The organism is Microbispora sp. H10949, assembly GCF_014161435.1.
Classification (GTDB): Bacteria; Actinomycetota; Actinomycetes; order Streptosporangiales; family Streptosporangiaceae; genus Microbispora; species Microbispora triticiradicis.
Genome location: NZ_JABBWZ010000004.1, coordinates 89006 through 104450 on the forward strand (window position 1 = coordinate 89006; position 15445 = coordinate 104450).

A 15445-nucleotide genomic window follows, 5' to 3' on the forward strand; every position below is an offset into this window, starting at 1 on the left:
TTCGCTCGGTTTCCGCTCGTCGCCCGGCCACGCCCGGCCTGCGCCCCACTCGAAGCACGCGTTCGTGACCTGTGCGATTTGGCCCGCTCAGCCGAACGCAGCAACGATCGATCGACGGCCTCGGCCGTCTTCAACCAGGCTGCTCTCCTAGCCAGCGACCTCGGCCTGCCCGACCTGGCTCGGGACTGGTGTCATCGGCACGCCGACATCTACCTGCGTATGCGTCCGCTCGACGGCACCGCCGCCCGCCATGCCCTCGAACCTCTCGTCAACCTCGTCCGTCTACGCATCCGCGCTGGCGACGGCGCCGACGCGTTCGAGATGCTCAACAGCCTGTACGAAGCTGTCGCGACGAGCACCGATACCGTCATCGATGGGCTGCCTGTGCCCGTGTCCGAGCTCACCACCACCACCGCCGACGATCATGGGGAGCTCCTCCGGTGGCTGTGGACTGTCCATCTCGCCGACGGCACACGCGCCCTGACGGCCGCAGGCCGATGGCAGGACGCCCTCGATCACCTGCGCCACCGCAATGGCATCGGCCAGCGCATGCTCGACGGCCGCCAAGTCGCCGTCATCGCACACACCGTGGCTTGCGACCTGGTCACGGCCAGGGAACTGCTGGAGGCCACCCAGCCGAGCGAGCCGTGGGAGGACGCGGTAACCGCGTGCCTGGCCGCACTTTGCCGACCCGGACGTTCGAGTGGCGAGGTCCTCTCCGTGATGCTGGATCGCTACCAGAGGCTTGACCACGCCGCGCCCGGCCTGGTCGTGTTCCGAACCCGGCTGGGCCTGTCAGTAATCGACGCCATCGGCGGAATAGGATGCCCGCAGGGACGCGCGGTCGCCGACGCACTGATCGCAGGGGTGGTGACGTCCCAGAACGGCTACGCCGCCCGGGAACTGCTCAGACGCCCCGGATTCGCGACGTCGCTGGGAGAGAATGACAGCGTCGCTCTCACGCACATACTTCATCTGAGCGGGCTGGAATGCGGACGACTGCCAGAGGCGCTCATGAGCAAGCTCGGAGCTGCGCTGGCCAACAGTAGCTCACTGATCGCCAGCAGTTCGCTCTAGTCGCGCCTGGTCTTGGTAGTCGGGTCACCCAGCGGCGCGGGGCGTCTTCAACAACGCAGCCTTGAATTTCGTCCCACAGGGACCACCGCCGCGGATGCGGGGGCGATGGCATCGAGGTCGACGCCAGGCGGACCCAGAAGACCATCCCCGCGGGGCGCGGCGGGGGCGACCGCCCCATACCCCACGCTCGGACCCATGTAGAGGGAGCATCCGCGCGGGCGCGAGGGCGACTGGGGCTCACCGCGCGATACGCAGGACGGGACAGGATCATCCCCGTGGGCGCGGGGGCGATGCCCGTCTGCACGGTGTAGGTCCGGTACTCGCCGGAGCATCCCCGCGGACGCGGGGTGACGGTCCGAACGCCGGTCCAGTACATGATCGACGCGGAGCATCCCCGCGGGCGCGGGGGCGACTTCCACTGTTGAGTTAGCCCGTATAGGGGTGGCGGAGCATCCCCGCGGGCGCGGGGCGACCCGACATGGACCCCGGTCCGGGGCCTGACCGAGGGAGCATCCCCGCGAGCGCGGGGGCGACGGCAGCGAACCGCAGATGATCCGGACGTTCTACGGAGCATCCCCGCGGGTGCGGGGGCGACCTCACGCTCCCACTGCTCACGCATGCGCTGAACGGAGCATCCCCGCAGGCGCGGGGGCGACACGACCACGATCATCGACGCCACGTTGATCAGTGGAGCACCCCCGCGGGAGCGGGGGCGACGTCGGACAGGTCCCTCAAGCGGAGGCCCTGGCGGGAGCATCCCCGCAGGTGCGGGGGCGACGACCTCCAGCGCCCGCATCCTCGCCCGCTCCCTGGAGCGTCCCCGCGGGTGCGGGGGCAACTTGCCGACGTCCCACCACGAAGCCCCACCGGGCGGACCATCCCCGCGGCGCGGGGGCGACACTCACTCCGGAGGTAACGACCGGTGACTGACAGGACCATCCCCGCGGGCGCGGGGGCGACGCTCTCGACGGCGACGCCGACCCCTCGTGGACGGGACCATCCCCGCGGGCGCGGGGGCGACCACTTCTGGACGGTGCGCAGGGAGACCCCGACCGGACCATCCCCGCGGGCGCGGGGGCGACCTCTATCCGTGACGACGCTACTGCTGTTGTCGGGGACCATCCCCGCGGGCCGGGGCGACCACGCGAAGAAGCGCGAGAAGACCGCCAAGGCGGGACCATCCCCGCGGGCGCGGGGGCGACAACAGCGGCTCGCGGAGCGCGGGCGCCACCCAGGGACCATCCCCGCGGGCGCGGGGCGACTGGCTCGCGGACCGTCAGAAGCGCGCTCAGAGCGGACCATCCCCGCGGGCGCGGGGGCGACGCAGCGGGCGGCCGGTGGCGAGCGTCACGACGGGGAGCATCCCCGCGGGCGCGGGGGCGACGCCGAGGCGCTGATGCACGGCCGCCGCCACGGGGGAGCATCCCCGCGGGCGCGGGGGCGACGCCATCATGGAGGTCACGGGTCGTGCTCCTTCCGGAGCATCCCCGCGGGCGCGGGGGCGACCGGGTCATGCCTGTCCCGATGGCCGACGCCCAGGGAGCATCCCCGCGGGCGCGGGGGCGACGACGTACTACAGCGGCAACACTCTCGTAAAGTTGGAGCATCCCCGCGGGCGCGGGGGCGACGTCCCGTCTCACCTTCGCCGAGTACGTCGTCGAGGAGCATCCCCGCGGGCGCGGGGGCGACATTCGTAGGGCTGAGGAGGCGCTGGCCGAGTACGGAGCATCCCCGCGGGCGCGGGGGCGACATCTTTTCCGTAGGCTTCGGCGGCCCGTGATGCGGAGCATCCCCGCGGGCGCGGGGGCGACTCGGCGGCGCGCTGCACGAGCCGCCGCCACGGCGGAGCATCCCCGCGGGCGCGGGGGCGACGTCCTGTCGCTCGACTACGGCACCACGAACCCGGGAGCATCCCCGCGGGCGCGGGGGCGACGGCGCTTCTGGCGTTCATCGCGTCCATCGCCGGGGAGCATCCCCGCGGGCGCGGGGGCGACCCATCGTCAGCGCACCAGACCGGCTACCTAGAGGGAGCATCCCCGCGGGCGCGGGGGCGACCTCGACGTGCCCGGCGCCGCTGTGGCGCTGCCCGGAGCATCCCCGCGGGCGCGGGGGCGACATCTGCCGCCTGATCAAGGCCACGGCACAGCGCGGAGCATCCCCGCGGGCGCGGGGGCGACCAAGGACGGTGCCCGGTGACCAGACCCGACCACGGAGCATCCCCGCGGGCGCGGGGGCGACGGCCTGGCCCGAATCACGACGGTCGGGGCGCAGGGAGCATCCCCGCGGGCGCGGGGGCGACAGCCCTCCCCACGGAGATAGTCAGTCATGGTCAGGAGCATCCCCGCGGGCGCGGGGGCGACACTTGCCGAGCTGCTGGTTTATCGGGTGTGGGGGCGGTTTTCATTCGGTTGGATTCGGCGGCGGGCTGAGAGGATGAGGCCGTCGAAGTCGGTGGGGTGCCAGCGGTCTTTGCCTGCGGTGCGGACGGCCCAGCCTTGTTCGTTGGCGGCGGGTTCGACGAGGATGGCTTGGCCGTCTCCGATGCGGGCGGCGAGCAGATCCCATAACCGGTCGCGGATTCGGCGGCTGGGGTTGCCGACGAAGACTCCGGCGTTGACTTCGACCATCCAGCGGGTCAGGTGACCGCGTAGCCCTTCGGGAGCGGCGATGAGGACGACGACGGTCATGATGTGGGGCCGGGGCTGTCGAATTCGGGGCCGATGACGGCGATGTGGTCCTCACCCATGCTCGGCTGCACGAGGTCCAGGCCGAGGTTGATGGCCAGGTCGGATTCATCGGCCCAGTTGATGCCGCCCGATACGGCGCCGTGTTTTTCGTCCCAGAGCTGATTCACGTCCTCATCCAGTACGTCTGATTCTCCGGGGGCGAGGAGGTTTTTGATGTCGGTGACGATACGTTCCAGGAGGCGGGTCTGGGCGATGGGGTCGCGAAGGCCGATGCGGGCGTCGCGTTCCTCGGTGAGGCCTTTGACGGCCAGGTCGAAGGCCAGAGGAATGGTGTAGTCGGCTTTGTAGAGGTCGGCGATGTCCAAGACGAAGGAGATGGCGGATCCGGTGTGGACGAAGCCGAGGCCGGGGCTGGCACCGATGCCGACGATGACGGCGTGGCAGATGCCGTAGAGGGCGGCGTTGGCGGCCGACAGGAGCCGGTTGAGGTCGTCGCCGGCGGCGTGAGCGTCGCCGGCGCGGTATTCGCGGCGGTTCCAGGCGACGCCGGTGCGTTGGGAGTGTGCCTGGTAGAGCCTGCGGATGCGTGCTCCTTCACGGCCGCGGAGCTGCTGCATGGTGGCGGTGGAGACATCCTCGCCGGGAAAGCGCATCGCGTACATGGCGCGGGCGACGTTGAGGCGTTCCTTGCTGCGGGTGACGAGCCAGGCTTGGCGCTGCAGGAGGGCGGCGCCTCGTGCGGGGCCGAGGCCGGCGGCGTACATGCGGACGCCTTGCTCGCCGACCCAGCACACGGTGGTGCCGGAGTCGGCGAGCAGGTTGATCGCGCCGTGGGTGACGCGGGTTCCGGGTCCCATCAGCATGACCGCGACCATCGCGGCGGGGACACGGACCGTCTCGCGCTTGTTGATGATGACCACGGCGTTCTCGTCCCGGTCGATGTGGCTGCGTTCGACGTAGACGCTGGAGACGCGGTCGGAGACGCGATGCAGGTCATGGGGGTGGGCTTTCCACCAGATGTCCGCCATCGGCCCCTCACTGGCCGCTAGGCAGGGGGGCGAGGGTGAGCAGCCCGCACCCGTAGGCCTTGGACGGGCCGATGCCCTGCAGCAGTGCGCTGGTGAGCAGAGCGCTGTCGGTGACGCGGAGGCGGCCTTCGAAGGTGGCGGTGTGCAGGGTGATGCGCTTGCCCCGGTCGCCCTTGCTGAACTCGCGCCGGTCGCGGGCGATGAGCCGCACATCCGGTGCGGGTAGGGCCTTGTCGTCGGCGAGGTCGGCGATGGCGGGGCCGGTACGGGCCGAGGGGATCTCGAAGCCGTTCCGGGTGGTGCGGTTCAGCAGCCAGTCGAGTTGGGCGCTCGCGGTGCGGTGGGCGAGCCGGAACGAGCGGTTGTCTCCGGCGGCGATCCGCGCGGCCTGGGCGGGGGTGGGTTTTTCGGGGCGGTTGGTGTTCTGGACGGGGCTGGCGGTGAGCCGGAAGGCGAATTCGCGGCCCGGGGCGACGCGGGCGAGCAGGGGGGTGTAGTCGCCGATGGCGACGTGTTCGTCGTCGGCCTCAGGCCAGCCGGCGGCCTCGACGATGTGGGTCCAGTCGGGTTTGGACTGGGTGAGGACGAACAGCTGAGGCCGGTGCGGGTTGTCGACGTCCAGCCGCCACAAGATCCGTTCGCTGTCGGGGGTGCCGGGGATTCCGGCGCAGACGTAGGCGTGCATGACGCGGGGGCTGGCCAGCATGGCGCGGCTTTGGGCGCGCAGCGGGTTGATTCTGACGCGGGACAGGTAGGTCATCGGATGGTCACCAGCCCAGCAGGGCGAACGGATCATGGGCGGAGGAGTCATCAGCCGGTGGGACCGGGTTGTCGAACCCGGTGGGGATGGAACGCCACAGGTGGGTGACGCGGCGTGTGGCGTAGCGGCGGTCGTGCGGGTCGAATGACACCGGCTCGTCGTTGAGGATCTGGTCACCGTCGACGGCTTCGACGGTGACCATCCGGTCGATGGACGCCAGCCGCCCGTGCCGCCGTTCCCAGGCGGTGCGGGCGGGGTTGCCGGCCTGCCACGGCTGGCTGGTCAGCGCGTCCGGGATCGGCTCGCTGGTGACGCCGAGCAGGATGGGCTGGGAGGGGACGCAGGAGCGCCGGCCCAGCGCCAGCGGGAACGCGGGACGGGTCACGGCCTCGGCCAGAGACTCCATCAGCGGTCGGGGGCCGGCGACGGCGGCGACGAACACCGCGTCCTGGAGGTAGAAGCGTTGGGTGATGTGGGTGTACTTGGCGGGTGAGGTCGGCCTCTGCACGCCTTTGGCCGACACCCCGGCCTGGGGCAGCGGACGGCCCTGGTAGTCGCTGACGGTGTGATAGTCCCGCAGCAGCGTGCCCTCCTGGTCGACCCGCACGCCCATGGTCAGGCCGAGCAGGTCGCCGAGGGGTTCATGACGGGGGTGACCCGCGGCGGCGGCGAGCAGCCCGATGACGCCGGACTTGGTCGGTTGGGGCCGGGTGTCGCGCCGGTTGAAGGCGCTCTGGTCGCCCCAGGACTGCAGCGGCCCGGCCAGCCGCAGCAGCAAAACGGCCTGCTCGGGGCTGGGCATCAGTTCGTCTTCCACGACGTGGTCAGGGCTTGGTTCAGACCGGACAGCAGCTGGCTGAAGCTTTGGTTGGGGCCGAACGCCGCGGTGAGGGGGCCGTCGTTGTCGAAGGCGTGGGAGACCGCGACATGCGCGGGCGTGTCGCCCCACTGCTGGGTGGAGCGCTGGTACTCCCGCGCCAGGCGGGCGGCGGAGGTGAAGGCGATCCCGTCAGTGTCGCGGATGGGCCGTTCGAAGGCGGACACGAGGTTGACCGGCTGGTCGTCGCGGACCACGACCGCGACCAGGCTGGGGCGGGTGCGGTGGGCGAAGGAGTTGATGTGCCCGGTCGGCATCGATAGCGCGAACGCCTCGGCGAACCGGCTGACCGTCTCGATCGCAGCGTCCACACTGCCGAGGTTGCCGGCGAGCTGGTGAACGCCGACCGTGGCGTACCGGTACAGGGTGGCGGCGTTGAATCCGACGTTTCCGATCATTCCAGCGCCGGACTCGTCGGCCTCGTTCTCGTCGTCAACGGCGGTGTAGTAGTCGGATTCGAGTTCCACCGGGTGGGTGGAGATGGCGTGGGCGACCTGGGTGGCGGCGTCCACGTTCAAGGAGGGGATGTCGGCGACCATCCTCCCGAACAACGCCACACTCATCGGGTGACCGCTCTTGAGCCGGTCGGCCACCGGCAGGTCCTTTGTTGCCGTCTTCAGCTGCTCGTCGTCCAGGTCCGCGAGGGTCTTGGCCTGGTCGGCGATCAGGTCGACGATGTCGTCCAGCTGCCGGTAGCCGAAGAACAGCAGATAGGCGGTGTCACCGGCTTTCTTGCCGGCCTTGATGCCCAGCGGTTCCAGCAGGGCACCGGCGATCCGCGCCGCCGCCTCAGCCTCGACACCGGTACGAGATTCGACGCGCTCGGCCAGCTGCCCGGCGATGCGCTTGGTGCGGGTGCTGTGGTCGGCCTTGGGCAGCTTGTCGTCAAAGGCCCGACGGGTGGCACGCTTCCACGCCTGAGACGACACCCGGGCACGGCGAGCACCGCCGAACTGCGCCTCTTTCGGGTTGCCCTGGTCATCCCGGTTCAGGTTCGCGGGGGGAACCGTCTGGATGATGTGGAAGTCGACATACTGGCGCTTAGACATCGTTGTCTCCGATCATTCCGGTCTTTATGGGGAGGGTCAGGACGCCACTATGGGCTCGTCCTGCGACGCGGTCTGCTTCCACAGCTGGTAGTCCAGGGCCCAGGCGCGGCGGGCGGCTCGGCGGCCGTCGTCGTAGTGCCAGTCGCGGATCAGCCGCATCAACTCGCTGTAGTCGAGCGGCTGGTTGACGACGCGGAGCAGGTCGACCAGCCCGCGTAGCCGGATCAGCAGCGCGTCGGGGGTAGTGGTCGTGGCCGCGGCCTCCACCCGATCGTCGATCGCCTTTTCGCTGAACCTGCCGCTGGCGCGCAGCCGCGCCAGGGCCGTGCCGAGCCGTACGTTCGGGCGGTGCATCGAGATGCTCTTGGACTGCTGGTGCAGCCCATACAGGGCGAGCGCGGCGTGCTCGGCCTTCTGCTCGACCGATGCCTGGCCGCGACGCGCCAGCTCATCGTTGATCTCCACCGTGTAGTACGGCCACAGCTTCGGCACCTCGCCGAAGCCCCGGCCAAGACCGGCCCGCATTGCGGCCAGGTCCTCCCCCGGCGGCGGGCCGAGCGGCCGCCGATTTCGCGTGTCAGTCAGCCAGGTCCCGTCCGCGGCTGCACGGTTCCAGTACGGGGTCGCCATCGCGATATCACGCTCCAACAGCCTGAATAAGGGGAAGGGTTTTTGAGGGGACTGCTCCGGCGGCACGCCGCTGCTCGGCGGCGCGCGGCAAGATGACCGCCAGGTCACGTCGCAGGTTGCCCTCGACATGGCCGAGCCCGGCCTTGACAGCTGACGCTTCCTGATCGCCGCTGCTGCGGCGCGGGGCGAACACCGACTCCGGCACCGCGGCGAACACGTCATCGGCGATCTGACGGGTGACCCGGAAGGCGGCCTGTTCCCAGGCCAGCAGCACCGCTTCCAGTCGCTCGTCATCGAGCCCGCCCACGTGTCCAAGGACACGGCGCACCACGGGATCCAGGCGGTGAAGCAACTGCTCCCCGGGACGCTGCCCCTTGTCCCAGGGGATCGGGTCCAGCCCCGCAGCCCGCCGCAGATCCGCCGACAGGTGGTTGACCGCCCGGGAAAGCCGCTCCGCCTGGCTGGTCATCTCCACCAGCGCGCCGTACAGCTCGGCGTCGGCCTGCAGCGCGGCCACCGGCAACGGGATCCGATCGTGGTAGACATCCTCGATGACGGCTGACTGGGTGCCGTACATGATCCCGAACGCCTCGACCCGCAACGGGTAGTCCTCCTGGAGCGCTCCAACCGCCCGCAGATCGGCGGCCTGCCTCAGCAGGCTGCTCGTCTCCACCGACCCGCTGTCCAGGTCACTAAGGTGGACGGACAGCAGCGCCTCCAGGCCACGCCAGATCGCCTTGCCGGGCACGTACCGACGCGGTTTGCGATCGGCCGCCTCGGCCTTCGCCGCCGGCTTGTCGTACTTCCAGGCCGTGTGCGGCTCCCACTCCGGAAGCTCCCGCATGCGGTCCCCCGCCGCCACGATGACTCGCCTGACCCGCACACCCTGCGGCGTGTCCTCCGGGACGAGCCGGATCCGGCGCGACTGCCACGTCCACAGCTCCAGCAGTCCGTCCGGGTGCCCGGCGGCGGACCAGACCGCGCCCGCCGGGGGACGCCGCCAGTGCGGGGAACCGAGCAGCGACTTCGGCCCAATCGGCAGGTTCAGCAGCAACGTCTCATACAGGGTGCGGCCGGTGGGGAGGAGCACGCCGAGCTGGCCCAGCGGACCGGTGGGGTTCCCCGTCGTCTTGCCGGCCTTGACCTTGCTGTCGCCCTTGGCGCCGGTCTTGATCGCCGCGGTGTCCCAGCAGTGCGCGTGCACCAGCCACCGCACCGCCTCCGCCGGCGTCAAGGCGGGCGGCTCGGCCTCCGTCCGCGCCCCGAACAGCGGCACGTTGTTGCCGGTGGACTCCGTCGCCACCAGCAAACCGGCGCCCTTGGTCTCCCCGCTCACCGCCTCCAGCGCGCCGACCTGAGCAAACGGGGTGTCACCGAAAGCCTGGAACCGCTCACCGTGCTCCGCCAGATACGCCCGGATCCGGTCACGCTCGTCCTCGGTGAACGCCGCCGCCTCAAAGCGTCTGCGCCACTCCGCCCGATCGGCCGGCAAACCCACGGCGTCCGCGACGACCGGCAACAACACCTGCCGCAGCAGCGCGGGCACCTGCGTCGGAAGCTCGACCACCAGCTCGGCGAACGTGTCCGCCTCGATCAGGGCACGCTCGATCCCCGCCTCGACCACAGCGCCGTCCTGCCGCCGCAGCGGCAACCAGCCGTCGTGTACCAGGTCGAACCGATCCATCTATGGCCTGCCTTCGGGGATGTGGCGTAGCAAGAAAAGTTAGCGGTGAGCGTAGAGGTAGCCACCGACATTTTCCGCGACAGCGGTAAAGTGCCTGTCCAAAATCGCACAGTTCGGTGCTCAATAGACGAAACAGTGCCGGATTCGCGGCTTGTACTTGATCTACTCGCCCAGAGCACTCAGGATCGAAGATCCTCCTACCTGGCCTTAGTTCTCAGCCTGAGTAGTGTCGGCAGCGACTCGTGCCGCTTCGAGCTGGCTTACGACAGAGGCCGACGCTGCCGCAAAGATTTGGTTGGCCCTGCGTAAATCCCGCACCTCTCGCTCCAGTTCGACAATACGGTGCGCATCGTCACTCATAGGCCTCGTCGACGGGAAAGATCTAATCCCGGCATCACGGACCCAGTTCCGAAGCGTTCCAGGAGGAATCCCGAGCTGACGTGCCACGAGGACGGTCGCCTGGTGAACAGACGAGGAAGTCTCACAGCGCTCTCGGACCATGCGGACGGCCCGATCTTTGATTTCGGACGGGTACCGGCGGCCACTAGAACGCGAAGGGCCAGGTCCGCTACCGAAGGAGCCCTTCTCTGTTGCCTGCCAGAGGTCGGTGCGACTACCGATGAACACGATAGTCGCACCTAAAGCAGACAACCTGTTTGGCTCTTCTTCGCTCATGTCGTGGAATTTTAGCGAGTCCGGACACTCCGTCCGCAGCGAATCGATAGATTCGCCTCGCTCGCTTCAACAGCGCTGTCGTGTGGCGGACTTGGATGGCTGGCGGTAGTGTGATACGGGACTTGGATGCGCGGCGGCCTCGCTAAGGCGGGGATGTTCCCACGATTGACGCGCCGTACGCTGTCGGCCCCGCAGTAGCGGGGATCACCAGTCGCACCATCTTGTATGGGCGAATTATTCGCGAATCAATCAGCCACTGACCTCACGAGCGGCTGCACTCCTACAGCTGACGACGGGTACGTCACTGCAGGCACCTGGTGGTGACCAGCCCTAGGCGAATGTCGTAACTGATGACCCAGCGGTCGAGGCTGGCCTGCCCTTGGGTGTCGAGCTTGAGGGCGCGGCTGTGGCGCAGCCACGGGTGATCGCGCCAGCCGTCCAACGGCTGGAGCTCGTTCTCGGCCACAGCCGCGAGCTTGGCGGGCAGGCGAACCGTACCGCCCAGAACCTCATCAAGCAGATCGACCGGCACCTCCCCGCTGACGCCCAGGCGCCGTCCCGTCCAGGTGGTGAAGCCATTGACGTCCTCGTGGACGATGACGACTTCGATGGTGGGGTCGCCGTCGCGGACGATCGCCTGAACCACTTCATCGGCACCCTTGGTCTCGGCGTAGTGCAGGCCCTCCAGGGTCGTGTTCTCGTGTTCCTTGAAGCGCGTCAGCAGGAACCTCTGCGCGCTGTCGGCGCGGGCCTGCTGATCTGCGTCCCACTCGGCGTACGCCGCACGTTCGGCCTCGGCCCACGCGTCCGGCACGAGCGGCGTGTTGCCGTAGACGTCCGCGACCAGAGCGGGGACCTGGCCGGGGATGTTCCACGACGACGTGTCGGCCCCGCAGATGAGCGCGGCGGTCCGAAGCAGCAGGTAGCGGTCATAGATCGCCTCGCTGGCTGAGAGGATCCACGGAGCGTCCAAGCCGGAGTCCCGGAATCCTGTGATCACGACGCAGGGTTCTTGCACCGCTGCCGGGCGTGGGACGCCGCTGTGGCGGTGGAGCCGGCCGATCCGCTGCAAAAGCAGGTCGATCGGAGCCAGATCAGTGACCAGGATGTCGGCATCGACGTCGAAGGACTGCTCGGCCAACTGCGTCGCGACCAGAATCGTCCGCGGGCGGGACTCTTGTGATGGCCCGAGCCGGGCCAGAGCGGTCTCCGTACGGTCTGCCCGATGAGCGGCGTGCAACCGTCCGTGCAAGAGCAGAACGTCATCCCCGAACGCGGTACGTAGCGCCTGGTAGGTCTCCTGGGCACGGTCGACGGTGTTGCGGATCACCAGGGCGCAGCCGCCGGCGTGCAGACGGTCGGCGAGGAGCGTGACGACCGCATTGATGCCAGCAGCAGGAGCGGAGGCGGCTGGGGAGGGCTCGGGGAGCACCTCGACCCGTACAGAAAGGTCCTCCCGCCAGGACGCGCAGTGGTCGACGAGCCGCTGAGGACCTGATTCCTCCGCCCAGGCCGCGGTCACGCTTGGGTACCCGGTAGGCGAAGGCAGGTCGAGTGCCGGGGGGTCCTCGCGCGAGGCGGCGCCGGCGAGGTAGGCGTCGACCAGGGCGCGCCGTTGGGCGGGTGGCAGGGTCGCCGAGAGCAGGACGACCGGCACGCGGGCTTGCCCCAGCCAGCGCAGCCCTTCCAGCAGGAACTGGGCCATGTACACGTCGGCGGCGTGCACCTCATCGAGGATCACGACTTTGCCGGCGAGGCCGGCCATCCGCAGCATCACGTGCTTGGTGCGGGTCGCGGCGAACAGCAGCTGATCGATCGTTCCCACAACCAGCGGGGTCAGCAGCCCTCGTTTGCTCCCCAGGAACCATTCCGCGGGTGCCCTCCGCTCAGGGACCTCACCGGTGTCGAACGGCGACATCCCGTACATGGCGTCCTCGTCGACCGTTCCGTAGATGTCGTCGGGTCTGTCACCGGCCTGCTCTAGCAGCTCCTGCCATTCCCGGTTGAAACGGCGTTTGCCATGCAGCAGCGCCACCTGCGACTCCAGGCCCGGCGCGACCTTGCCCGCCCACTCGCGTACCTGTGAGAAGATCGGGTCGCTGGTCGCCTGGGTCGGCATGCCGACGAACACCCCATCCGCCCCGAACCGCGCGGCCAGGATCTCCGCCGCCAGCAAAGCTGTCTTGGTCTTTCCCTCCCCCATCGGCGCCTCGACGATCACAAGACCCGGGCCGCCCATGCGCCGGGCGGCGTCCATCACCATCAACTGTGAGGAGCGGGGCCCATGGCCAAAACGGTCGTGGAACGCCTCGTTGCCGGGAACTGCGAGCGTGCTCCAGCCACCCCGCAACCCCAACTCCTCCCACGCCTTGACAGCGCGATCGCGTGACACGCTCAGGCCGACGTCGCGGAGATGATCGATCCCCGGGAAGTAGCGTTCGTCGCTGGCGATCCAGTCAGCCATCACCACCAGGCCACTTAGGTGCAGCTGATCCGCGCGGCTGGGCACCCGTAAGGGCTGAACCTCTTTCAGCCCCTCGAAGCCCATCTGGCGAGTGAAGACCTCGACCACCGCCGACTGCACCCGGCGCCATTCGGGCCCCTTGCCATGAAGGTGGCCCCGCGCGAGGGATGGTTCGCGCAACTGTCCTACAGAAGGAAATTTGCCGTGGTGCCCGGCGATTAACGGCCATACCCATGAGATGTGGTCCTCGGCCCACCCGGACGCATGCAACACATCCCGGATGAGTTTCCCGCCAGCCCGATCATGACGCCAACGCTGCCGGCCCGTGGACACCCAGGTCAGCCCGGTCTCCCGAACAGCCCGCGCCCCGGCCTCGTCCATCTGCTGGAAGGCGGGGGTCGCCTTCCCGCAGTCATGAACGCCGCAGATCCAGCCGAAGAACCGGCGCCCACACCCAGGACCTCCCGCCGCGTCCTCCAGCCACGCCTTCGTCGATGGAGCGAGGTAGTGATCCCAGATCTGCTCGGCGACCGCAGCCGTGTCGAGAAGATGACACATCAGCAGATTCATACGGCCCGCCGCCCTCGCGGCCGATTTACCCCACAAAACACCTAACTGACGCATCACGTCCGGGTCCGCGAACTCAAACTCGTACTCGCCCACCATCTCCTCCTTCATCACCGGCTGGTCAGAACATTAGAAGTCGCCACCGACAGGAACAGACGACCGTCAGATAGGGTCCGGTGAGATACGAACGGCGTTGAATCGAAGTGAATGAGAAACGACGTTCTCAGCCGGAAACCTCCAGGTCAGCAAGTGTCGGCCCCGCGCCCGCGGGGATGCTCCGCGCCTCAGGATCGCCGTGCAATGGGCGCTGTAGTTGGCCCCGCACCCGCGGGGATGCTCCACAGTTGTAGGCCTGCCACGTCGTGTCGCTGGTGTCGCCCCGCACCCGCGGGGATGCTCCCTACAAGCGGCTCGACCAGCCCCCGGCCGCGCCGTCGGCCCCGCGCCCGCGGGGATGCTCCGAGGAAGCGGTTCCACACACCGGTTGCAGCACCGTCGGCCCTGCACCCGCGGGGACGCTCCCACGCTTCACACTGTCGCCGCTCGATCCGGCGCGTCGGCCCCGCGCCCGCGGGGATGCTCCCACCTCACCCGCGGGCGACACGTCGGAGATGAGGTCGGCCCCGCGCCCGCAGGGATGCTCCGGAGTCGGGCACCCCGTTTGGTTTGTGGCAGGAGTCGGCCCCGCGCCCGCGGGGATGCTCCATACCTCGGCTTGCTCAGCACGCTGACACTGGGGTCGGCCCCGCGCCCGCGGAGATGCTCCCGCGGTGCCGGGACCCCACAGGACGCCGTTGTAGTCGGCCCCGCCCGCGGGGATGCTCCCTCCTGCTCGTAGTCCCTGTGCACGAGCTGGCTGTCGGCCCCGCGCCCGCGGGGATGCTCCTCAAACCGCTATGACCCCCTCGGGATCGTCGCAGTCGGCCCCGCGCCCGCGGGGATGCTCCACCATCTCTCCGGAGAACCAAATCCTTGGTACGGTCGGCCCCGCGACGCCCGCGGGGATGCTCCCTGGTGGCAGCCGAACGCCACGGACCTGAAGGGATCGGCCCCGCGCCTGCGGGGATACTCCCGCCAGGGTGCGGTCGATGGTGGCGTTGTAGATGTCGGCCCCGCGCCCGCGGGTTACTCCCCGGCACGAACGGAATCAACGGCCACTCGCCCGGTCGGCCCCACGCCCGCGGGGATGCTCCTGCCCAAGTGGCACCGGGCGTCTGCGGCGTGTATCCCCCAGGCTGCCGCCGGGCACGTCAGTGAGACCCACGAGGGCCATGCTCTCCTCGCCGAAGGGGTCAACCTAGTCAAGGAACTCCTCGGGATCGACGACCGTGATCGTGGCCTCCAGCCGCCTCGCCGCATTGGCCGCGCTGATCCCACACCGTCCTGCGGGAGATCCTCGGACGCTCCGACAATCAGGTCACCATGACCATCTACGCCCATGCTTCCCTCGACGACAAACACAAGGCACTCAGCAAGCTAGGCGAGGCTCTGGGCTGATCTCGTCTGTAACCGAGAAGCGCTCTGGTTTGTCGGGGCGCTTCTTTTGCTGGTCATCAACAGAGCCACTTCTCGCTGTGGTGGTGCCTTATCGGCTCCGGTTCCGCACCTCGTAGGAGCATCAGGCGGACGCGCTGGCGCGGCGGCCGTCTTGCTCCTGGACACGTGGCGGCATCGTGTTGTCGGTGCGGCCCACTGCTCAATCCTCGCGGCCCCGCTCCAGCACCTCAACTATCCCTGTTGTCATCAAAGCCAAACAAAAACGCCCCGGCCGTGATCGACTCGGGGCGTTTGGGCTGTTCAAGGGTGGTAGTCAGGGGCAGGGTCGAACTGCCGACCTTCCGCTTCTCAGGCCGGAACAACACCCCTGCTGGGATACCAGCGAACGCGGTCAGAGGAGTGTGGACGGCTGGCGAAAAATGCTCCCGTATGGGGACGTTGCTGTCACTT

10 protein-coding genes, 1 tRNA gene and 1 CRISPR repeat array are annotated in these 15445 nt (G+C 69.0%); of the genes, 1 reads left to right on the forward strand and 10 read right to left on the reverse strand.

What is annotated here, in order from left to right; translation table 11 throughout:
* Positions 1–78: 78 nt before the first annotated feature.
* Entirely contained in the window at positions 79–1077 is a 999-nt protein-coding gene (locus HHX40_RS10880; protein WP_220499003.1) for a hypothetical protein, read from the forward strand.
* Between the two features lie 138 nt (positions 1078–1215).
* A CRISPR array of direct repeats spans positions 1216–3437; the repeat unit is 23 nt; unit sequence GGAGCATCCCCGCGGGCGCGGGG.
* A gap of 18 nt (positions 3438–3455) precedes the next feature.
* Here the strand turns inward: HHX40_RS10880 and cas2e are convergent.
* From cas2e to HHX40_RS10930, 10 genes are all read right to left on the reverse strand, one after another.
* The gene (gene cas2e / locus HHX40_RS10885) at positions 3456–3764 is read right to left on the reverse strand and encodes a type I-E CRISPR-associated endoribonuclease Cas2e (RefSeq protein ID WP_182880459.1); all 309 of its coding nucleotides are present in this window, start codon (positions 3762–3764) and stop codon (positions 3456–3458) included.
* Positions 3761–4792 carry a type I-E CRISPR-associated endonuclease Cas1e gene (gene cas1e, locus HHX40_RS10890; protein WP_182880460.1) on the reverse strand — a complete coding sequence of 344 codons (1032 nt, stop codon included), beginning with the start codon at positions 4790–4792 and terminating at the stop codon, positions 3761–3763. Before cas1e ends, cas2e begins: the two co-directional genes overlap by 4 nt.
* Positions 4793–4799: 7 nt before the next feature.
* Positions 4800–5552 (reverse strand): type I-E CRISPR-associated protein Cas6/Cse3/CasE, encoded by a 753-nt coding sequence (gene cas6e, locus HHX40_RS10895; RefSeq protein WP_182880461.1) that lies wholly within the window; start codon positions 5550–5552, stop codon positions 4800–4802.
* A gap of 7 nt (positions 5553–5559) precedes the next feature.
* A complete protein-coding gene (cas5e, locus tag HHX40_RS10900) occupies positions 5560–6369 on the reverse strand; it encodes a type I-E CRISPR-associated protein Cas5/CasD (protein WP_220499004.1) in 810 nt (269 codons plus the stop codon).
* On the reverse strand, positions 6354–7478 hold the full coding sequence (gene cas7e, locus HHX40_RS10905) for a type I-E CRISPR-associated protein Cas7/Cse4/CasC (RefSeq protein WP_182880462.1): 1125 nt from the start codon (positions 7476–7478) through the stop codon (positions 6354–6356). Before cas7e ends, cas5e begins: the two co-directional genes overlap by 16 nt.
* A gap of 36 nt (positions 7479–7514) precedes the next feature.
* The gene (gene casB, locus HHX40_RS10910) at positions 7515–8108 is read right to left on the reverse strand and encodes a type I-E CRISPR-associated protein Cse2/CasB (RefSeq protein WP_259403477.1); all 594 of its coding nucleotides are present in this window, start codon (positions 8106–8108) and stop codon (positions 7515–7517) included.
* A gap of 7 nt (positions 8109–8115) precedes the next feature.
* The gene (casA, locus tag HHX40_RS10915; RefSeq protein WP_182880464.1) at positions 8116–9792 is read right to left on the reverse strand and encodes a type I-E CRISPR-associated protein Cse1/CasA; all 1677 of its coding nucleotides are present in this window, start codon (positions 9790–9792) and stop codon (positions 8116–8118) included.
* A gap of 207 nt (positions 9793–9999) precedes the next feature.
* Positions 10000–10467, reverse strand: coding sequence for a transposase (locus HHX40_RS38160; protein WP_182880465.1), 468 nt, complete (start codon positions 10465–10467; stop codon positions 10000–10002).
* Between the two features lie 301 nt (positions 10468–10768).
* Entirely contained in the window at positions 10769–13609 is a 2841-nt protein-coding gene (gene cas3 / locus HHX40_RS10925) for a CRISPR-associated helicase Cas3' (protein WP_220499005.1), read from the reverse strand.
* 1693 nt (positions 13610–15302) lie between these two features.
* Positions 15303–15374, reverse strand: a tRNA-Leu gene (locus HHX40_RS10930).
* Positions 15375–15445: the final 71 nt, after the last annotated feature.

Excerpts from the sequence above, each read along its gene's own strand:
- cas2e (WP_182880459.1), bottom strand. The coding sequence starts at position 3,764 with ATGACCGTCGTCGTCCTCATCGCCGCTCCCGAAGGGCTACGCGGTCAC.
- cas1e (WP_182880460.1), bottom strand. The coding sequence starts at position 4,792 with ATGGCGGACATCTGGTGGAAAGCCCACCCCCATGACCTGCATCGCGTC.
- cas6e (WP_182880461.1), bottom strand. The coding sequence starts at position 5,552 with ATGACCTACCTGTCCCGCGTCAGAATCAACCCGCTGCGCGCCCAAAGC.
- cas7e (WP_182880462.1), bottom strand. The coding sequence starts at position 7,478 with ATGTCTAAGCGCCAGTATGTCGACTTCCACATCATCCAGACGGTTCCC.
- casB (WP_259403477.1), bottom strand. The coding sequence starts at position 8,108 with ATGGCGACCCCGTACTGGAACCGTGCAGCCGCGGACGGGACCTGGCTG.
- casA (WP_182880464.1), bottom strand. The coding sequence starts at position 9,792 with ATGGATCGGTTCGACCTGGTACACGACGGCTGGTTGCCGCTGCGGCGG.
- HHX40_RS38160 (WP_182880465.1), bottom strand. The coding sequence starts at position 10,467 with ATGAGCGAAGAAGAGCCAAACAGGTTGTCTGCTTTAGGTGCGACTATC.
- cas3 (WP_220499005.1), bottom strand. The coding sequence starts at position 13,609 with ATGAAGGAGGAGATGGTGGGCGAGTACGAGTTTGAGTTCGCGGACCCG.